Here is a 17045-nt window from a genome sequence, read left to right as displayed (position 1 = left end):
CGCGAAGAGTAGCATGATCCAGCGGATCGGCTCAAGTAAAAGCTGTGGCTATCTCGATAGGCGAATCTGTGTACAGAAAAATTTCCTATTGAAGAGAACGATTGCTTAATAAGTAACCCTTGCGAGCTTATCCTGTTTGCGTATAATCGCCGCCCTTAATCTAGCAATTGTTGTTCGATTAAGTAACATTATTAACTGAAGCTGCGGCTTACATTTGGGTTCCCTCGCCCCCAAACCAAACTAAAAAGGTTCAATATGAGTCGGTTTACTCCTGACCAGTTGCGTAAAGCGCTGGTGTATTTAGTGTTATTTCATTTGGTGATTATCGCGTCAAGTAATTACCTTGTTCAACTACCGTTCACACTCTTCGGTTTTCATACCACGTGGGGCGCGTTCACTTTTCCTTTTATTTTCCTTGCTACCGATTTAACAGTACGTATCTTTGGGGCTGGCTTAGCGCGTAGAATTATTTTCTGGGTGATGCTTCCTGCGCTTGCGGTTTCCTATTTGTTATCGGTAATTTTCTTTGAAGGCCAGTTCCAAGGTTTTACGCCACTCAGTGAATTTAACTTGTTTGTTGCGCGTATTGCGGTAGCGAGTTTTATGGCTTATCTACTAGGACAAATCTTAGATGTGCATGTCTTTAATCGTCTCAGACAGATGAAGCAGTGGTGGGTAGCGCCAACCGCGTCAACCCTATTCGGTAATGCACTGGATACAGTGGCCTTTTTTGCGATTGCTTTTTACCAAAGTCCAGATCCGTTCATGGCTGAACATTGGACTGAGATTGCTTTGGTCGATTATGGTTTAAAACTCTTGATCAGCTTAGGTTTATTTGTTCCGATGTATGGGGTGCTGCTGAATTATTTAATCCATAAATTGACCTTGGTTAAACCCGAAACATCAGGTAAACCCGTCAAGATATAAACCATTTAGCCCAGTAGAATACTGGGCTAAATCTACGTAAAGTGACGGAGTAGGTTAACGTTACTGGTCATGCTTTTCTCAAGGGGGAAAACGCTGACCTTCACCGATCTTATCTTTAATATTTGTTTAGTGTCGCTGGCACAATAAAAGCAATAATCGATCATCGGTTGCTAGCTTGTGCCAACCTGAAGTTATGTTTTCTGCTGTCGCTGGTATCAGTAAATCGTCGCTAAAATCAGCGCGAGCACCAGCCTCACAATCCACTACCTGAGGTACGCGCCTCGCACTCATACGTCTTTCAAAAAAATACAAGTCAACCAAAACTAATGCGGGGTAGCGTTGATTGACGCTGGCATTGTTCACATCAGCAGCAACAAAGCGCAGCGTTTGCGGGTAAAGATAACTCCAAGGTCGCCAGCCTGAACTTTCTTGAGCCGTACGTATCACTTCAACGCCAGCGGGTAACAAACTACGCTGATGGCTAAACCAGTTGTACTCCGAATAAATTTGAAAACCCAACATGCCAGCTCCGGCAAAGACTGGAATAATCCACTTGGGCAGTTTTTTTAGCGTTATCGCTCTCAGTAACAAAGCGATACCAGCAGCGCCTAAACCGGCGGAAAACGTGGCAATTAATTCCCAAAACATACGGTCATCCTACCTAAACCTAATGGCTTGCTAAAAATTCGGGCTTTCCGTTGAAAGCCCGAGTGTACAGTAGTGAGTCAATGTTAATCTTGTCACCTTGGTTGTGATTGATTAGTGGTCAATTGCAACACCAGCGCCTTTCGGATAACGAACACTTTCTACCAAGTCTTGGATTTCTTTTGGCGGTGGTGCAGTCACCGCGGATACGGCAAAGGCAACAGCAAAGTTAATCATGGCACCCACAGCACCGAACGACAGCGGCGAAATACCATAACCCAGTGAGCCAAATAGCCAGCTATCCGGCGTATTAGGCAGCATATTAGTACCTGGGATAAAGAACCAACCCAAATAAGTAAAGATGTAGACTAGAGTCACAATTAAACCGGTGAGCATGCCAGCAATGGCTCCTGCGCTATTAATACGCTTAGAGAAAATGCCCATCATTAATGCTGGGAATAGCGTTGCTGCTGCGATACCGAAGGCAAGCGCCACCACTTGCGCGGCAAAGCCGGGTGGATTTAACCCCAGATAGGTTGCCAGTAAGATAGCGCCGGCCATGGATAGCCTAGCGGCTAACATTTCCCCTTTTTCACTGATCCTTGGGTTAATAATATTTTTGATTAAGTCATGGCTGATGGCGGATGAAATCGCCAGTAACAAGCCAGCAGCGGTTGACAAGGCAGCAGCAATACCACCAGCAGCGATTAGGCCGATAACCCAACTGGGTAAATTGGCAATCTCAGGGTTGGCTAAGACCAGAATATCATTGTTAACGGTAAGTTCATTACCCGCCCAACCACGCTCGGTGGCTTTTTCAGCAAAAGCAGGGCTGTCGTTGTACATTTGGATCCGGCCATCATTATTTTTATCATCCCAGCGAATTAAACCCGTTTGTTCCCACGTTTTAATCCAATCAGGACGCTCTGCGTAATTAAGCGCAGGAGCACTAGGACCATCAGGATAAAGGGTGGTTAACAGGTTTAAACGTGCCATAGAGGCAACCGCTGGGGCAGTTAAATACAGTAAGGCGATAAACACTAAGGTCCAGCCTGCTGACCAGCGTGCATCCGCAACTTTCGGTACGGTAAAGAAACGGATAATAACGTGTGGTAAGCCGGCCGTACCTATCATTAATGATAAGGTAAACAGCACCATATTGAGTTTATTGCTGACATCAGCGGTGTAATCTTGGAAACCAAGTTCACGCACGATTTCATTTAATTTTACCAGCAGTGGTACGCCTGATTCAGTATGGGTACTGAACATACCAAACATCGGAATCGGGTTATTAGTTAGTTGTAATGAAATAAAGACCGCTGGAATGGTATAGGCAATGATTAGCACCACATATTGAGCAACCTGAGTATAAGTGATGCCTTTCATGCCACCGAATACGGCGTAAATAAACACGACAGCAGCAGCGATCCAGATCCCCGTAGAAGAGCTGACTTCTAGGAAGCGGGAAAAAGCGACGCCTGCACCGGTCATCTGACCGATAACATAGGTCACGGACATGATAATTAAACACACTACTGCCGTGATACGAGCGCCTTTGCTGTAAAAGCGATCACCAATAAAATCAGGCACGGTAAATTTACCGAATTTACGTAAATAGGGAGCTAGCAACATGGCTAACAGTACATAGCCACCTGTCCAGCCCATTAGGAAAGAAGAGTTGGCATAACCACCGGCCGCCAGTAAGCCAGCCATCGAGATAAATGAAGCGGCTGACATCCAGTCGGCGGCGGTGGCCATGCCATTAGTAATCGGGTTAACACCACCGCCAGCGACGTAAAACTCTTTGGTTGACCCTGCGCGAGCCCAAATGGCGATACCGATGTAGAGAGCAAAGGAGGCACCAACAAACAGTAAGTTAATGGCAAATTGACTCATGAAAATTACTCCTCTACGCCAAATTTTTTATCTAACTGGTTCATCTTCCAAGCGTAGATAAAGATGATCGCGATAAAGGTAATAATCGAACCTTGCTGCGCAAACCAAAAACCCAGATCGGTTCCACCAATATGAATGCCAGCGAGCATTGGCCGCAGCAAGATGGCAAATCCATAAGAGACTAAGGCCCAGATGATCAGGCTGATTGTGATGTAGCGTAGGTTAGCGCTCCAGTAAGCGGCGGCGTTCGTGTTATGATCGTCCATAGTTATGTCCCCTTCCATGTATTTATTATCGAGTAACTTTAAGTGAGTAGTAGTTAGGCAAGGTGTCAACTGACCTCAGTCGAAGGTCAAAGATGACGGAATTGCTGCAAGCAACCAAAGTGAGGATAAACTCCCTGAGTTGCAGGGCACCGTAAATTGAGATGTCATATTCTGACAATTTTCTTTCCAGTGAGCTTGTGCGCGCTTGTTTGCATCGAACGCCATCGCGATCTTCCTTCTTGCATTGTTAAAATATTGTTACTTTGAAGGTTAGCAGGCTTTATGTGGGTGATCTGTGCAACTTTAGTCGTGATGGGAGTGGATTTAATGTGTTGATTTTTATTGTGTTATTTTTTTATTCTTAGATTTTATTGTTGAATAAAGGGAAGGAATTAGCCAAAGGTATAATGATCATCACTGCATGAAGAGGCGATTAAATTGAATTTTTTTGTCCAAACAGTCATTTGTTTACATAAACTTTTCGTTACTGTGTCATAAAGTAGTGCACAATATAGGCCAAGAGACAATGGGTTAGGGCGATATCATTAATCGATGATAGGAGGATACGTGGACGCAGTTACCATTAATAGTTTTTTTCTGATTGGAGCATTACTGATTGCATTAAGCGTTTTGCTCAGCCCCGTATCATCAAAATTAGGCATTCCAATTTTATTGGTTTTTCTCGCGGTCGGAATGTTGGCTGGGGAAGATGGCTTAGGGGGGATTGTCTTTGATAATTATCCTTTAGCGTATTTAATTGGTAATTTGGCGTTGGCGATTATTTTGCTTGATGGTGGGATGCGCACTCGGGTAGCGAGTTTCCGCGTTGCTTTGTGGCCTTCGATTTCTCTCGCCACTTTTGGGGTGGCGATTACTACTACGCTGACAGGATTGATGGCCATGTGGCTATTTGATCTGACGTTATTGCAAGGTATTTTGGTCGGCGCGATTGTTGGCTCGACGGATGCGGCGGCGGTATTCTCATTACTGAAAGGCCGTAGTCTAAATGAGCGGGTGGGAGCAACACTCGAAATTGAATCGGGTACCAACGATCCGATGGCGATATTTCTTACTGTGACTCTGATTGCTGTTTTGGGTAATCAAGGTTTGGATTTAAGTGCTGGATTTTTAGCACTGAGTTTTGTCCAGCAATTTGGTGTTGGTGCATTGATGGGATTGAGTGGTGGCTGGCTACTGTGGAAGTTGATCAATCATACTCAGCTTCCTGAAGGACTTTACTCAATCCTAACCGTCAGTGGCGGCTTAATCATCTTCGCTTTGTCCAATGCGCTTGGTGGTAGTGGCATCTTGTCGATTTACTTAGTCGGTTTACTGCTCGGTAACCGCCCAACTCGTGGCCGCCAGTCAATTTTAAACGTATTGGATGGTATGACTTGGTTGGCACAAATCGGTATGTTCTTGGTGCTCGGGCTATTAGTCACTCCTTCTAATTTGCTGGATATCGTTTTGCCAGGACTGGCCTTGGCTTTTGGGATGATTGTCTTTGCGCGGCCTCTGTCGGTGTGGATCAGTTTGCTGCCGTTTAAAAGTTTTACCGCTCGTGAAAAATGGTTTGTCTCGTGGGTAGGGTTGCGCGGCGCGGTGCCGATTATTTTGGCCGTGTTTCCGATGATGGCCGGATTACCAGACGCTCAGTTGTATTTTAACCTCGCCTTTTTCGTGGTTATGGTGTCGCTGATCGTGCAGGGCGGCTCATTAACTCAAGCGATGAGCTTGGCTAAAGTTGAGTTGCCGCCCAAACCTGAGCCAATTTATCGTACTGGTGTAGAGGCCTTTCCCGCTAGCCAGTGGGAGTTGTTTGTCTATCGCCTTAAAGAAGATAAATGGTGTATCGGTGAACCACTACGCAACTTGTTTATGCCGGAAGGGACTCGAATTGTCGCAGTGTTTCGCGATCAACAATTGCTTTACCCATCCGGTAGCACTCAGTTGCAAGAGGCGGATATTCTCTGTGTTTTAGGTCAAGAGAATGATCTTCCAGCCTTAAGTCAACTGTTCAGCGAAGCGCCAGAAAAAGCCTCGTTGGCTCGCTTCTTCGGTGATTTTTTCTTGGACATTAATACTAAGTTGGTCGATGTTGCGCTGTTATATGGTTTAGATTTAGGTGAGCAATCGGCAAGTCTGACGTTGAAAGAGCTGGTTGCTGAGCAGTTAGGTAACAGCCCTGTGTTGGGGGACTATTTTGAATGGTACGGTTTGCAGTGGGTAGTCGCGGATGTGGTCGATTGGCAAGTGACTAAGGTCGGTTTACGCTTACCTGCCGAAGAAGAAGAGTCCACGGAATAAGGCCTATAGCTAATATCGAGAGCCGGCAGTGGGCGCTGATAGCGACGCGCACTGCGGGTCAACTACCATTCGATTTGTTTGAGCAAAATGACTGCTTGAGTTCGGTTGGTGACGTTTAACTTACGGAAAATTGCCGTCATATGGGCCTTAATCGTTGCCTCGGAGACGTTGAGTTCATAGGCGATTTGTTTATTCAATAAACCGTCGGAGAGCATCCCTAACACTTTATATTGTTGGGGAGTGAGCGTGGCGATTTTCTCGGCTAAGTCATTACCTTGATTGGGGATGTCGACCAATCCTGCCGGGAAATAAGGTTCGCCATTGAGCACCTGATTAAGTGCGCTGATCAAGCTGCGCATATCGCTGGATTTAGGAATAAAGCCAAACGCACCATGATGTTTGACTTGAGAGACTATCGCTGATTCTTCACTGGCAGAAATAACCACGATGGGCAGCTCAGGGTAAAGAGTGCGCAATTGAATCAAGCCCGACATGCCATTGGCTCCGGGCATTTTCAGGTCGAGCAGCAGTAGATCAACATCCGCTTGCTGGCTTAATAGGTTCAATAGGGCGTCTAATGAGTCTGCTTCAAGCAAATGAGCGCCGCTGATCGCCATATGCACCGATTGAAATAGCGCATTACGAAACAGTGGATGATCATCAGCGATAATAATGGTGTAGGTCGAGTCCATGACGTTAATTACTTTTGAACATTTAGTTACAGAAATTATTGTCTTGTTTGTTGATAGTCACAATGGCGATGAACTAAAAGTCTGAACTGTATCGCCTTTTTATTGTGCTCAATGAAAAAAGCGTCAAATGGGTAAGCACTTGACGCTGAATGATAGGCTTCGTTTACGAGCTACTTTTTAACTTATTAGCTGGCCGGTTTCTCAAACACCGCGACTGACCAAGCCGGAACCGATAACTTACCGTTATTGACACTGGCTCCTGCGCCAATCGAGTTCGCGCCTGCTGCTTGCTGAATGCTGTGCTGCTGATAGCCAGTAGCGTCAAAGTTGGCAAAGTGTGCTAAAGGTTCTGGTGAGGCGTTAATCACTACCAGCAGACCTTGGCGCTCGGCATCAATCGCACCATCAAAACGCTCACCGCTATTATCAATGCTCATGACAATCACACCTGCAATCTGCTCACTACCCGTGTTGTGGAATTTGACTCTTTCGATAATGGTTTCCCCTTTACCCAGAGTGAACAGGCCGGATGAAGCGCGTAATTGAACAAGCTCATGGAAATAACCTTGCATGGTTTCCATATCGGTTTTATCTGGTTGAGCGTTAGTACCTGCTCCGGTTATCACATCTTCAATTATCTTCCAGTTTTCGCCATCTTTATCTTCACGAGGTAAACCGATATTCCAGTTGTGAGTGTCCATGGTGAAGTCGACGCGGTTATACCAATCTCCAGAGTCGTAAGAGTCACGCTGCATCGATTTAGAGCGTAAGATCTCGCTACCCATATGAATAAACGGTACCCCTTGACCTAATATCGCTGTGGATAAGCTCACTGCTTGCATGCGCACGCGCTCATCGGTGGTAACACCATAGGCAATCTTGAATTGGTTATTGTCCCATAAAGTTTGATTATCATGTTTGGAAACGTAGTTCTGTATTTCCCAAGCATCTTGCGCATAGCCTGTGGGCTGGCCGTTGTATTTGAGGTCAAAACCCTTGATTAGTTGGTCTTCGCTATCGGTAAATGTAAAATCTTTTAAGTTACCAGCCATACCAACTCGCACAATATCCGCCAAATGTAGCGCGGTGGCACGGTTATTGTCTGTAGCTAGATCATTAGGCAGAACATGGATACCATTACCAAAGCCTTGGTTACTACGTAGGAATTCTTGGCTATCAAAGGGGCCGCCGCCACGTACAGCATCCCGTAGGCGATCGGAGAATGAACCGATCCCCGTACCGGCTAAGTTGAGCTGTGTCGCTTGCTTGAATTGACGATCATTGGCCACTTCACCAAAGTTCCAACCTTCACCATAGAAGTAGACCTCAGGATTGGCCTGTTGCGCTACTTTGAAAGTGCCTAGAATTTGCTCAAGTGGGTGATGGCCCATTAAATCCCAACGGAAGGCATCAATTTTGTATGCTTTGGTCCAGGTATAAATCGAATCATCAATCAATTTCGCAAACATCCGATTTTCTGGTGCGGTATTCGAGCAGCAGGTAGAGGTTTCTACTTGACCAGAAAACTCGTTCAAGCGTTGGTAATACCAAGGGACAATTTTATCGAGTACCGATTTATCTGAGACGCCAGCTTCATTGGTGTGGTTATAGGCAACATCCATAACCATGTTCATACCAATCTCTTGTTTTACCGCCATCACCATCTGACGGAACTCTTTAATGCGCGTTGTACCATCAGGGTTGGTTGAGTAAGAGCCTTCGGGAACGGTAAAGTGGAAAGGATCATACCCCCAGTTAAAGCTATCGACATCGCGCACAAAGCCATTTAGGCGTTGCACCACAGGGTTTTGTTTATGGTCATCGCCTTTTAGCTGATGGAATACGGCCGAAATGGTTATCTCAGTCGCACAGTAAGTACCAAAAGCGGGATCGTTTTGCACCGCGGGCTGTAATTGACACAGTTTACTGAATGGCTGATCAATATCGGCTACTTTGGTTGGATCTTCATTAATGGTAGCAATATCAAACACCGGCAGTAGATGTAGGTGGGTGACTCCTGATTCTGCCAATTTTTGCAGATGTTTAACGGGTACGGTATCTGATTGAGCAAAAGCAGTAAATTTACCACGGTGGGCTTTAGGTGTGCTGTCATCTAAAGCGGAGAAATCGCGCACATGAGCTTCATAAAGCACAAACTGAGCAGGGTTGGTTTGCGAATGAGGCGCTTTTAAGTCCTCCCAACCGGCAGGTGTAAGATCAGGATGGTTGAGATCCACCACTTGGCTATATTCTGAGTTCATCGCCAAGCTAAGTGAATACGGGTCCGTAACTTCATAGCGTTCCACTCTATCCGTGGCTGGATGATAAACCGTTACTTGATAGCGATAAAAATCGCCATGTTTTAGCTCCGTCTCTTCTACTGACCAACTGCCTGATTTAGCATCAAATTCCATTGCTATAGGAGCTTGGGCTTTTTTATCAGCACCATAAGGGATCAGCTTGACGGATTGAGCGGTTGGCGCCCAGAGACGGAAAGTGGTTGTATTACCATTCGTTAGTGCGCCGTATGGCAACTTGACAGCTTCATCGGCATAGAGAGCATCCAAGGCACTGGCGGGTTGCACTTCTGTCGCTTGAATTACCCCCTGATGATCACTGGCGACTAACCAGAGCTGACCTTTGAGTAATTGTTTCAATTGTTCTTCGCTATAGTCAAAACTAAAACCAACAAAGTCATCTTTGAGATGGGGTTTTTCTGATGTCCAATCATTGGCGGCTTTAAGCTTAGAGGTGAACTGGCTATCAAAACCAGTCACCGATTTGCTGGCGGAATCAAAACGAAGCTCACCTTGCGCTGAGTGATAGAGTGTCACTGAGGTCGCCTCTTTATTGCCGACTAATACCGTCTTAGCGTCAGCAAATATAGCACTGGCACCGATGATATCCACTTGGCCTTGTGGCAAGCGTGCTAATGGTTGATAAAAGACTTTATTGGTGCCTTTAAATAGCATCCCAATCGCTCCAATGACCCCTTGTTGAGCAAACTCAAACTTCAAGTTGTCGGTTTGGTAATCGCCATTGCCGTTAGTGTTGGCGATAAGGTTTATACAATCACCATTGTTGTTTATGGGTAAGTCCCAATAAGCACCATAGGTTTTACTCAATCCACTCGGGCGGAGTCCAGGCCAACTTGTTTCTTCGGCATCGTAACTGCTGCATTCACCATTTTTATCGTTCCAAACATGCAGTGTAAAATCGCTTTCGTCACCATCTTGGCTATTAAGGTAAATACGTAATGTATCTTGTCTTAACTCACTTCTAGCAATTAACTCAGGGTAAACGGCGGCTACTCCTTGTTGAGTATAGACGCTGGCATTTTTCCCTAGTTGGGTTAAGTCAATTTTCGTATCAAGTTCACCCAGTGGTTTATCGTTACCAAAGTGAGGGATCATATTGATGCACTGCGAAGCATCTTGCCTGTAGGGTAGGTGCCAGTAAGCTCCGAAGGTGGCATCAATCCCATTTGGAGCGAGACCATTATTCCACTCGGTATTGCTTCCTGCATAGGAACGACAATGGTTATCGTTCCATACGTGGAGAGTGAGCCCCTGATAAAGATCGTTATCGCTAGTTTGACTACGTAATGTGGAGTCAGCTTTATAAAAAACGGTGACGGTTTGTGTTTCTGCGGCGATATCATCATCCGATGACGAGTTACAACCGACCAGTAAACTGCCTGCTAAAATGGGCAGCATAGCTTTACTTAATGCCGAAAAATTAGGTTTGTTCACGTTCTAAGTCCCTAGTTTTCTATCTAATCTATAAAATATTTAATTAACAACGTTATAGAATTAGTCAGGTTATGAGTTCACTGGACATGCTAGGGATAAGCAACCTATACAAAATGTGAGCCATCGCGATAAAGATTTTTTAGAGCGATAAAAATTACAATCTACGAACCATTATCACGCTTGGTAGGGTGATTGACTTTCGAAAAGCGCACACTTTGCAGGATGAGTAGGGGGGATGAGTGGCGGACGTTTGTCGTCATTGTCCTACTTATTGCGATTCTGTGGGTAATAAGTCAATGTTATTGATTTTTATATTTACCGTAAACAGCGTGTGGTATCACAAAAAAGGGAGAGATATTTAATCAGTGAAATAAAGATGGCAGATAAATCGATGGGGATTTATCTGCCAAACTGATTAGAGTTGGAATTTTTCTAAATGAGAAAGAAACGGATGCTCGGCCATAAAGCCAGTGATACGCGCTTGAGGTAGTCGGTTTCCTTGTCCATCCCAGAAATCGATGGTCGGCAAACCAAGTACTTGCAGATGTTGTAAGAGTTCAAAATCTTCTGGCTCACTACGGGTAACATCTACTTGCAGTAACACAAAGTTTTCTAACTGTTCTTCAACGGCGGGCTGATGAAAGGTATAGCGCTCAAACTCTTTACAGGCCACACACCAGTCAGCGTAAAAATCGAGCATTACCGGTTTTCCGGCTGCTTTAGCGTCGAGCAAAGCTTGGTTAAGCTGCTCGACAGTTTTAATTGGTTGAAACTGAATGCTGGCTTGTTGAGTACTGTAATGATTGGGATTCAGCCAATAACTTAGCAGTGGTTGAGCGGAGAATAACAGACCGAGGATGGCAATAATACCAATTAGGCTTTGCTTCCAACCCGCAAAAGGTAAGCTATTTTTTGCATGGTATAGCCAACCGAATGCGCTTAATCCTAACGCCGACCATAATATCGTGCTCCATAAGCTAGGGATAATTCTCTCCAGTAGGAAAATCGGCGCCGCGAGAAGCACAAAACCAAACAACACCTTAATGCGATTCATCCAGTCGCCGGCTTTCGGCAGTAACTGATTACCGAACACGGCGACAACAATTAAGGGGATTCCCATACCTAATGCTAATGCATAAAGCGCTACGCCTCCGGTAACTAAATCGCCACTTTGTGCCACATAAAGCAAAGCTCCGGACAGTGGCGCGGTAGTACAAGGTGAGCAGACTAAGCCTGAAATCGCCCCCATCATAAATACCCCGCCAAGGCGCCCACCTTGTTGGCGCTGACTGAGGCCACTTAACCAAGTTTGTAGGCTACTCGGCAGTTGTAAGCTATATAAACCAAACATTGATAACGCTAAGGCAACAAACAAGACGCTGAGTGTGATTAACACATAAGGGTGTTGTAACGCGGCTTGAAATTGCAATCCGGCCGAGGCCACCACTAAACCTAACAATGTGTAGGTTAGCGCCATCCCTTGTACATAGATCACGCTCAATAACAACGCTCGACGTTGTGAGATAGCTCCGCCACCAAGTACGATGCTGGTTAAAATCGGATACATCGGCAGTACACAGGGAGTGAACGCCAAGCCAATACCGAGTAATAAAAACAGCAGTGGAGTCCAAGCGCTGTGCGCTAATCGATTCGCTAAAGAATCTTGTTGTGAAGCTGGATGGTTAGCTTCGTTAACGGCCGCACTGTTCTGCACCGCTGACGACGTTGCGGATATAACGGTTGAGCTAGAGATAGGTTCGCTGGATGTTTGGCCGATTATGGGTTCAAGATCAATAACCCGAGTTTCAGGTGGATAACAAAAGCCTGCCGCTGCGCAGCCTTGGTAGCGCACGGTCAATGTAGCACCAGATTGGGCATTTTTCAGTGATACGTTTATCGACAGTGGGGTGTCATAAATCATCACATCGCCAAAAAATTCATCGTGATATGGCTGCGCTTGCGGTAACACGTAATCGCCCAATTGGGCGTCGTGAGCTTCAATCGTTAGGCTACTTTGATATAAGTAGTACCCCGGCTTGACTTGCCAATCTAAAAATAGCTGATCAGCTTGTTGGAAAAAAGACAGCGGAAAGGCTTGTTCGACCGAAGCGAAGCGCGAGGACCCGTTTAAATCAAACGAAGGATTTACGGTCAATGTGGCCAATGCTGGCGTACTGATTGCTGTACTAAGCAGCAGTAAAAGAGAAATAAATAGACGCATCATCACTACAACATCCAAAACACGATTGGCTTTACTATATAGACAATGGGTTGGAAGATACAGTGCAGCGCTGGGGTTAGGCCACCCCTAACCGACTTTTGACAATTCGCTCACAGGCTTCGACACGATTGGCGTCGCGCGGAATCACGAGTACGGTATCATTACCGCCCACGGTACCAATGATTTCGCTGTGCGGATCGATATCAACCAAACGAGCCACTAACTGAGCGCTACCCGGATGAGTTTTGACCACAACCACGGATTGGTTGTGAGTAATAAATTCAATTTGCGAAGCAATCGAAGATTCAACGCGTACTGGCGCGGTTTCTACCGTGATGCAATACACTTTTTTGCCACAAGCATTACGGACTTTGACCACGCCGAGCTGAGAAAGTAAGCGTGACACGGTGGATTGGCTAACGCCTTCAAAACCGAGCTCAACGAGGCGTTCACGTAATTCATGTTGATTGGCGAAACTTTGTTGTTGCAACAGTCGTTTGCAAGCCGCAGTTAATGAGCGTTCATCAGCATCAATGTCTGGTATGGTTCGGTTCACGGTCGAGCCCTCGTTCAATGGTTAAGCAAATATCATTCTGTAACTGAGCATATCACTTATTGATTAACGGCTTATTGCGGAAGATCACCAAATAAAAGACTGTATTATGATGATAAGCTAGTCATTTAGATTAATGAGTGAGGTAAGTGATGATACTCACGAGCCGGACTCCGACTCGTGAGTAAATCAGCAGAAATATCAATCAATCGCCCAGTGTCGCTACCATGACCGCTTTGATGGTATGCATGCGGTTCTCCGCTTCATCGAATACGATCGAATGTTCAGATTCGATGACTTCATTAGTGACTTCAACCCCTTGTTTTAGTTCTGGGTAAGCTTGGGCCAACTCTTTGCCGACGGTGGTATCTTCACCATGGAATGCGGGCAAGCAGTGCATGAATTTCACATGTGGATTGCCCGTGGCTTTAATCATATCCATATTCACTTGATACGGCAGCATTAATTGGATGCGCTCAGCCCATGCTTCTTTGGCTTCACCCATCGAAACCCAAACATCGGTATAAAGGAAATCACAACCCATGACGCCTTCTTGCACATCTTCAGTTAGGGTGATTTTTGCTCCCGTTTCTTCAGCAATTGCGCGGCAAGTGGCAACCAGTGATTCTGTTGGCCAGAATGCTTTTGGTGCTACGAGGCGAATGTCCATGCCCATTTTTGCTGCGCCGACCATTAATGAGTTGCCCATGTTGTTGCGTGCATCACCTAAATAAGCAAACTTGATTTGATGCAGTGCTTTACCTCGGCCGTGTTCGAGCATGGTCATAAAGTCAGCGAGAATTTGTGTTGGGTGGAATTCATCGGTCAGTCCATTCCATACAGGCACACCGGCATACTGGCCGAGTTCTTCGACAATCTCTTGGCCAAAACCGCGGTACTCAATCCCATCGTACATCCGCCCTAAAACGCGAGCGGTATCTTTCATTGACTCTTTGTGGCCGATTTGCGAGCCAGAAGGACCAAGGTAAGAAACTTGAGCCCCTTGATCAAAAGCCGCGACTTCAAACGCGCAGCGAGTGCGAGTGGAGGTTTTTTCGAAAATTAAGGCAATATTTTTACCTTTTAGGCGAGGTTGTTCATAGCCATTGTATTTGGCTTTCTTTAGCTCAATCGATAAATCTAATAAATGCTGGATCTCTCTTGGCGTGAAATCGAGTAATTTTAGGAAGTTACGGTTACGTAAGTTAAAAGCCATGATCTTATCCTCGTTAAAGAGCGCTGCTATTGTTCGGGCTAGCGCCGAATAGTCTGCTGATGTGACGTACGCGTGCAATGCGAATTCTGGATGGCATAAACACGTTGAAAATTATCTCAGGGTTAGTCTCGTTATTGGTCGCGAGTAATGTTAGTACCTGCTTTGCCTTCTAAAATGGCTAAAGCATCATCCAAGGCTCCAATACCGACCACGCTGCCCCCTTGTTTAATAAACTCACAAGATGCTTGAATCTTTGGTCCCATTGAGCCTTCATCAAATTGATAGTTAGCCAGCTCGCTAGGCGTTGTACTACGCAAAGCGTGTTGAGTGGGCGTGCCCCAGTCGAGATAAACTGCATCGGCATCGGTTAAAATAAGCAGTGCATCGGCGCCAATTTGTTTGGCGAGAAAGGCGGCTGACATGTCTTTATCGATCACGGCTTCCACACCAACCAGCTTGCCATGCTGATATTTCACCGGAATACCACCACCGCCAGTACAAATCACTAAATGACCATCCGCAATTAGGGTATTGATGGCTTGATGTTCGACAATGCCAGTAGGTAGCGGGCTGGGTACTACGCGACGGAAATACTGGCCATCAGGTTTTACTGTCCAATGGTATTTCTCAGCTAAAGCTCGCGCTTCTTCGGCTTGATAAACCGGGCCAATCGGTTTGGTTGGATTAGCAAACGCAGGGTCATTGGCATCAACGGTCATTTGAGTCAACATACAAGTGACGTTGCGCTCAGGAAGTAGATTTTTGAACTCTTGCATCAGCATATAACCAATCATGCCTTGGGTTTCGCTACCTAATACATCGAGTGGGTATGGGTTAACTTTTTTGTATTCCAGCCCTTGTAGTGCTAATAATCCGACTTGTGGACCATTACCGTGTACCAGTACCACATTGTAATGCTCGGCAACTTTCGCGATGGCTTGTGCGGCAATCTGAATGTTGTGGCGTTGAACATCCGCTTCTAATGGCTCGCCGCGACGAAGTAAGGCATTGCCTCCTAAGGCGACGACAACAGTTTGTTTTGTCATAGTCATTTCTCTCGTTGGTCAATGGGAGAAGTGTTGTTCTCCCATTTCACTCGCCCTAATTTAGATATCATCACGTTCAATGGGGCAGCTCATGCAGCGAGCACCACCACGGCCACGGCCGAGTTCATCACCTGGGATAGGCAGTACGGTAATGCCAGCTTTGTCGTATTTTTCATTGGTATAAGTATTGCGTTCATAGCCAATGACCACCCCTGGACGAACCGTGAGTACGTTGTTAGCGTCGTTCCATTGCTCACGTTCTGCTTCAAAGCTATCGCCACCTGTGGTGATCATCTGTAGCTTGTCGACACCGAGTGCACGCTCGATAGTATGGATATAAGAGGCTTGTTGTGTAGCCTTAACTTTGCCAGAAGCATCGCCGGTTAAGCTCCAACAATTCACATCATCTGGAATCACATTCGGGTAGACAGAGAAGGTATCTTCGCGCATGTGAGTCATTACTGTGTCGAGATGCATACAAGAGCGATCTTTGGGTAACTCAAGGGCAATCACTTGTTTGGCTTGACCATGTTTAAACAGCGCTGAAGCCAGTTGTTCTACCCCTTGTGGTGTGGTGCGCTCAGACATGCCGATTAATACCGCGCCGCATCCGATGACTAAAACATCACCGCCTTCGATGGTCGATTTGTCATAATTGCGTTCTTCATCACCGAAGTATTTGATGAAGTCTTGACCAGCGAAGGTTGGGTGCCAGCGATAAATCGCTCTTAGATGGTTGGTTTCGCGTTGACGAGCCACTTTAGCCATTGGGTTAATGGAGACGCCACCGTATACCCAGCAGGAGGTATCACGAGTAAACAGATGGTTTGGCAATGGTTTGATAATAAAGTCATCCGCTTTATGCATCGATTGCAAAAGAGACGATGATTGCATCGGGAATTGGCCATAAGACAGGCCACCGGTTAGGATTTTGGCTAATTCAATATGTGGTAAATCATTAAGGAAGCAGCGAACATCGTTGGCAAACGTTGGTCCAAAACGATTATCTGAGATTTGTGTATGTAACAACCACTCTTTGGCTTCACTCACATCGAGGGTTTCGGCGAGCAAATTTGTTAACAGCAAAACCTCCACTCCTTGATCACGGAGGGTTTGGGCAAAAATATCGTGCTCTTTACCTGCGCGTTCAATATCTAACACATCATCAAATAATAAGTCGTGACAGTTAGAGGGGGTTAAATGAGTTAATGCACGTCGTGGACGATGAATTAAAACACGGCGTAATTGACCTACTTCAGAACCTACGTATAACTTACTCATAATCGTATCTCTCTTATTTTGTATACCTTAATTAACTAAAGGTATAATTATTCTGTAGGGTGTTTGAGGGAGATTGAAATTTATATTTAAATTCATCTCTTTGTTCTGTATTTAATATTACCCTGTACTTGTGTTCTTTCTTGGATATGGCTCACAGTTTACTTTTTATATTAATTTGCTATTTGGAATGACTTATTAACAAATATTATTCATTTGATAAGGTTTAAATCGGCGGTTTTTTAA

At 45.5% G+C, this 17045-nt stretch carries 12 protein-coding genes; 2 read left to right on the top strand and 10 right to left on the bottom strand.

Features of this window, described 5'->3' with window-relative positions; all coding sequences use genetic code 11:
* The first annotated feature begins 255 nt into the window (after window positions 1–255).
* Window positions 256–927 (top strand): 7-cyano-7-deazaguanine/7-aminomethyl-7-deazaguanine transporter, encoded by a 672-nt coding sequence (locus AACS00_RS13915; RefSeq protein WP_072670568.1) that lies wholly within the window; start codon window positions 256–258, stop codon window positions 925–927.
* A gap of 126 nt (window positions 928–1053) precedes the next feature.
* Here AACS00_RS13915 and AACS00_RS13910 read toward each other — a convergent pair whose 3' ends face one another.
* The 3 genes from AACS00_RS13910 to AACS00_RS13900 form a co-directional block, all read right to left on the bottom strand.
* Entirely contained in the window at window positions 1054–1575 is a 522-nt protein-coding gene (locus tag AACS00_RS13910; protein ID WP_110167748.1) for a hypothetical protein, read from the bottom strand.
* 111 nt (window positions 1576–1686) lie between these two features.
* Window positions 1687–3468 (bottom strand): sodium:solute symporter family protein, encoded by a 1782-nt coding sequence (locus AACS00_RS13905; protein WP_110167747.1) that lies wholly within the window; start codon window positions 3466–3468, stop codon window positions 1687–1689.
* 5 nt (window positions 3469–3473) lie between these two features.
* Window positions 3474–3734: a DUF4212 domain-containing protein gene (locus AACS00_RS13900; RefSeq protein ID WP_072670565.1), complete on the bottom strand. Its 261-nt coding sequence runs from the start codon at window positions 3732–3734 to the stop codon at window positions 3474–3476.
* Between the two features lie 567 nt (window positions 3735–4301).
* Between AACS00_RS13900 and AACS00_RS13895 the strand changes: the two genes are divergently transcribed.
* Window positions 4302–6041, top strand: coding sequence for a potassium/proton antiporter (locus AACS00_RS13895; RefSeq protein WP_072670564.1), 1740 nt, complete (start codon window positions 4302–4304; stop codon window positions 6039–6041).
* A gap of 62 nt (window positions 6042–6103) precedes the next feature.
* Here the strand turns inward: AACS00_RS13895 and AACS00_RS13890 are convergent, their stop codons facing one another.
* The 7 genes from AACS00_RS13890 to arcA form a co-directional block, all read right to left on the bottom strand.
* Window positions 6104–6733 carry a response regulator transcription factor gene (locus tag AACS00_RS13890; RefSeq protein ID WP_110167746.1) on the bottom strand — a complete coding sequence of 210 codons (630 nt, stop codon included), beginning with the start codon at window positions 6731–6733 and terminating at the stop codon, window positions 6104–6106.
* A gap of 185 nt (window positions 6734–6918) precedes the next feature.
* Window positions 6919–10485, bottom strand: coding sequence for a pullulanase-type alpha-1,6-glucosidase (pulA, locus tag AACS00_RS13885; RefSeq protein ID WP_181397583.1), 3567 nt, complete (start codon window positions 10483–10485; stop codon window positions 6919–6921).
* 415 nt (window positions 10486–10900) lie between these two features.
* The gene (locus AACS00_RS13880) at window positions 10901–12706 is read right to left on the bottom strand and encodes a protein-disulfide reductase DsbD (RefSeq protein ID WP_375152958.1); all 1806 of its coding nucleotides are present in this window, start codon (window positions 12704–12706) and stop codon (window positions 10901–10903) included.
* Between the two features lie 76 nt (window positions 12707–12782).
* Complete coding sequence (locus AACS00_RS13875) at window positions 12783–13262, bottom strand: arginine repressor (RefSeq protein WP_110167744.1); 480 nt, start codon at window positions 13260–13262, stop codon at window positions 12783–12785.
* Window positions 13263–13464: 202 nt separating this feature from the next.
* A complete protein-coding gene (locus AACS00_RS13870) occupies window positions 13465–14475 on the bottom strand; it encodes an ornithine carbamoyltransferase (protein ID WP_072670560.1) in 1011 nt (336 codons plus the stop codon).
* A 131-nt stretch (window positions 14476–14606) separates the two neighbouring features.
* Complete coding sequence (arcC, locus tag AACS00_RS13865) at window positions 14607–15521, bottom strand: carbamate kinase (protein ID WP_110167743.1); 915 nt, start codon at window positions 15519–15521, stop codon at window positions 14607–14609.
* A 60-nt stretch (window positions 15522–15581) separates the two neighbouring features.
* Entirely contained in the window at window positions 15582–16802 is a 1221-nt protein-coding gene (arcA, locus tag AACS00_RS13860) for an arginine deiminase (protein ID WP_110167742.1), read from the bottom strand.
* Window positions 16803–17045: the final 243 nt, after the last annotated feature.

This window comes from Vibrio sp. 11986-1-5, assembly GCF_963878025.1.
In the GTDB taxonomy this organism is placed as follows: Bacteria; Pseudomonadota; Gammaproteobacteria; order Enterobacterales; family Vibrionaceae; genus Vibrio; species Vibrio injensis.
Note: the sequence above shows the minus strand (reverse complement) of the source record. Positions and strands in the feature narration are given on the sequence as shown.